This is a genomic window from Lonsdalea britannica (assembly GCF_946477055.1).
Taxonomy (GTDB): Bacteria; Pseudomonadota; Gammaproteobacteria; order Enterobacterales; family Enterobacteriaceae; genus Lonsdalea; species Lonsdalea britannica_A.
This window is the reverse complement of the sequence record NZ_CAMKXG010000283.1, coordinates 1-4,102: the sequence shown is the minus strand read 5'-3', so window position 1 is coordinate 4,102 and position 4,102 is coordinate 1. Positions and strand designations below refer to the sequence as shown.

At 50.4% G+C, this 4,102-nt stretch carries 3 protein-coding genes and 1 pseudogene; all 4 read right to left on the bottom strand.

Annotated elements, in window-relative coordinates; genetic code table 11:
* Positions 1-228: 228 nt before the first annotated feature.
* The gene (locus Q7O77_RS15240) at positions 229-1,617 is read right to left on the bottom strand and encodes a DNA circularization protein (RefSeq protein WP_304169280.1); all 1,389 of its coding nucleotides are present in this window, start codon (positions 1,615-1,617) and stop codon (positions 229-231) included.
* Positions 1,617-3,773 carry a phage tail tape measure protein gene (locus Q7O77_RS15235; protein ID WP_304169277.1) on the bottom strand — a complete coding sequence of 719 codons (2,157 nt, stop codon included), beginning with the start codon at positions 3,771-3,773 and terminating at the stop codon, positions 1,617-1,619. The genes Q7O77_RS15240 and Q7O77_RS15235 overlap by 1 nt, the downstream gene beginning before the upstream one ends.
* 3 nt (positions 3,774-3,776) lie before the next feature.
* Positions 3,777-3,917, bottom strand: a complete 141-nt coding sequence (locus tag Q7O77_RS15230) for a hypothetical protein (protein ID WP_304169274.1) — start codon at positions 3,915-3,917, stop codon at positions 3,777-3,779.
* Positions 3,918-3,922: 5 nt separating this feature from the next.
* Positions 3,923-4,102 (bottom strand): annotated as a pseudogene (locus Q7O77_RS15225) (hypothetical protein); the annotation flags it as partial.

The window sequence follows — 4,102 nt, the reverse complement described above, 5'->3', positions numbered from 1 at the left end:
CGAGATTCGCCTTAGTCTCGTGGGCTCGGAGATGTGTATAAGAGACAGATTTTCACCTGAACAGAAACACCCCGCACGATATCAGCAGGGAATTCACCTTCAGGCATACCAAGGGAGACACTCCAGGCATCAGCTGGGACTAAAAAATCAGAGTCAATTTGATAACGAGACCAATCAGAATGGGCCTTGCCATTAATAATGACGGATACGGTATTATTCGCATCAGATTTACTCTGAGTAGGCATTCAACACATCCCCCATTTGTAAGTTATTGGGGTCTCGAATTTGAGGATTTAGCCTGGCTAGCTCCTCAGCACGCGTATAATCCCCATACCAATGATGCGCGGCTAGGTGCAAGTTAGTCGCATATGCGACAGTTTTTTTCACCAGTTGCGGTTTTTCCTGAATAACCGCATAGCCCAAATCCTGTACGGCCAGCGCGATATCCTCTAACTGATTGATGACCGGTAAATAGGACAACCCAATCGGGGTTGCGCTGCTGCTGATATCACTCATGGCCGAAGTATATGCAGCCCGGTTGGTGTCTATCGCCGTCTGGATAAGTTGACGCGTATCATTGGTTATCTTTTCCACATCATCGGGAGTCAGAACGGCGGTGATCGTCGCGTCACTGAGAACGGCGCTACATTCTTCTGCTGACTCAATCGCAACGGCAATTGAGACCGTGGCCGTGTGTTCGATAATGTCGTTTTCGGTGAGTCCTGCGGGCATATCGACAGCGGTTTCAACGCTACCGTTAAACATCCCCGCAGGCATGGCGGCCACGTTGCTTAGTGCTGAGTGCGTATTAGACCAATCCGCCATAACCACCGCAGGGGATGATGTGTAATTGACCGCCGCTGTGCTGGTTGTCGCACTTGTTGAGGCGCTACTGCTGCTTGCGCTGGCCGTTTGTGACGTCGGTGTTGTATACGTTGAGTGAAGTGAGCTTTTTGAAGCGCCCGTTTTTAGGGATAGCGCCGAGCGCAAGTCACTGAAAAAGGCCGAAGGAAAATTAATAAAGTCGCTTGTGCTGCTGATAAAACCTGAAATTTCGCTACGAAATATTGTGACCAGATTCAGCCCTGCGGTCGCCAATCCTTTGATTTTTTTCATCCACGATTTTGCAGTACGTAGAGGCCTTGTGACATCTTCCATCAACGTGTTGGCGCTGGCTATCAGTGACTGGATCTGATTAAAAATCGTATCAGCTTTCGATAATGGAAAATCAGTCACGAAAAACGGGTTTCCCGTTTTACTCTGGAAGAACTGGATATCAATCGTGCAATAGTCAACGTTTTCCGCGTCGTGGTTAACCTGCCACGTATTAACCTGCATGGTTGGCATTGAGCCAAAAACAGGGTGGATCAGTTCCGCTGCGCCTTGCTTGCGCAAGGCTTCCATAAACGTCTGCAACCGACTGTTGTAATCATCCCCCCAGAAAACAGCCTGGAGTTGCACGCTGTGTGGCAGGCTACCTAAGTCCTGAATATCCGCCCCATCCAAGAAAGGATACTCATGCTGAGCCAAGGCCCGTTGTTCGCTGTCACGCAGATTGATAACATCAAATTTTACGCCACGAAATGATGCATCTTGCAGGTCATTTTCCCAGGACATCAATACCCCCCGTTAGAGCCGCGTACGGCTTGTTGTCCGTTCACTTCATTGACGGCTTCGGCAATAACGCGGCTATCCAACTCAACCTTTGTGTTTATCTGGATTGGCTGCCCGCTTTGGGGTGATGACGGTGGAATGAGATAGGAAGGAACGCCCTGAAATGCTGGGTTTTCAGCACCAATTGTGGTTGGTTTTGCCCACCATGATTTGATTTCATCCCATGCGTCTAAAGCTCCGGGAATAGCTCGATTGCTATCCTGCATACGCTCCAGATCGCTGGGGTAATTATTCGTCTTTAATCGCTCTCTTGCAGTAGCATCACCTCGCTCAAACTTAACCAACGGGGCATCCTCGGCAGCTTGATAAAGTGCTAATGGGGCGGCAATTCTTCCCGCTACACGGCCGAGATTCCCTAGACGGCTTAATGTTCCTGGAATTTTTGTGCCACCAGGTATTTCAGGAACAGAAGGCGGTGGCGTCATACCACCACCAGAAAGAAACCGGAATCCTGCAAATACCATTGCAGCGGCAGTCATTGATTGAATGGCTGTAGTAGCGGTCGATATTGCGGTGGTTAATCCTGGGTATTCATCGGCATATTTGACTAATTGTTCCGAAATATCGCCAAGAGTTTTAGATAGCCCGCCAGTGCTGTCTATCTGAGCAAAGTCAGCTTTATTGTTTAGCTGCTCAGTTTTGAAACCAGCAGTGTCCGACATTAACGAGAAATTGAGGTCACCGGCGGTTTCCCCGGCAGGAAGATCACGTTGAGCGTTAGCGTCAGAAATGACGTTTTTTGCGTATTTACGATTACTGCGGTACCCGATTAAAGCCATAAGCGCCTGCCTATCAGCAATAATCTGCCCCACTGCAGAACCTTCCAGAATTTTGGCTTGAGACTCCATGACCTGGCGGCGTTCATCACCTGTTGATGATGCTAATTTTGCATCCAATTTTTTATAAGCTGGGTCACTGGCGACGACTTTATCGATGATAGCCACAAACGCATCTAGCGAACTCAACCCTTTACCTTGGGCGTTCGCAAGGCTGCCTGGCAAATCGATCCCCTTGCCATTGACTTTTACTTTTGCCGCTGCATTTGCTGCATCCTGACTGGTGATTTTTGCTAGCAGGTTTACTACATTGTTACCGGCTTCATCACTTGTACCTGCGGTAATTTTCGCGGCCTGATTGACACCCAACAAGACGGCAAAATCATCAAGTCCTTTCATACCGTTATTGCTACCTGCCGCCAACTGTTGCGGCAACCATTTAGCCATATCCGACAATTCGAAACCGCCAGACTGTCCAGCGGAGATCGCCATATTTAGGGCTTTCTCTATATCTTCATCTCGCACCCCGAATGTTTGTTTTAGACGGATGGCTATCTGAGACAAGTCTTTCGAACTAGCACCACTGGCCGTTGAATATTTTTGCAATACTGGCAGTAGCTTTTTGGCTGAGGACATATCGACCTCACCAGATGCCAGCATTTCGTTTAGCGTATCGGCCGCACTTTCTTTTGTCCCGCCGCCAACACTCACAGAGTTTCGGATCAAAGAGTCCATTTCCTGCATACCGTCACGGCGTCCGGCAACAGTTTTTCGGTCTGAAAATGCCGTATTAGCCATATTGGCGAGTGTTTGCTCGTAGGTCATGGTATTGCCGACGGGGCGCATAAGCACGGCCGCACCAGCGGCAACGCCACCCGCGACGGCCATTGCCCCGGAGCCAAACCCTTTCAGCTTATCCATTCGGCTGGCAGCCTGTGTCGTCTGTCCTAGCTCACCACGCAGGCGACTGACCCTTTGTGTCATCGCATCAAACGCCCGCGACTGCTCATTGGCCGACATGACTCCCGTCCGGGTTAATCGGCTGTATGCCGCTATGGTCTGCTGAATTTCGCGCTGGATCTCGCGCTCGGAGCGAATGCCCAGCGTAGAACGGGCGCTGTTAGCACGTCGAAACTCTTCGCTCAAGGAGCGTGACGCTCGGATACCTTGCTGGCTGTTCTGCTGTTGCGACTTCGCCAGCTCGTCACCGGCTTTTTCCGCCGCTTTGGTCTGCGCAACGGCATCCTGCATCGCTTTGCGCAGCACTTTAGAGCCGGTGTCACGCGCCGATAATGTCAGTGCCAGTTGCAGATTGCGGGCCATTGCTTACTTTCTCCGTTTCTTTGTCGGTTTTTTCTGGCGTAGTGATTTCACTTTGCGGGAGTTTTTGGCATCCCCGGCTGTAGGCTTCTTGCCATGCAGCCGGGCCAGCGCGTTGATGTAGCCGTCCAGTTCTGAACGGCTCATCGCTTCTATTTGCTGTCGGGTGATGCCGTATCGACCGAGAGCGAGGATGATGGTGCGGTAACCGGAGAGGACGCTCTCGATGCCATCAGCTTTTTTTTAAGGTCTGAGATTTGCGCATCGATGAGGTCGAAATCTTCATCTGACAGCTGGTTCAACAGCAAATCAGTAGTGACGTCGTCCTTTTC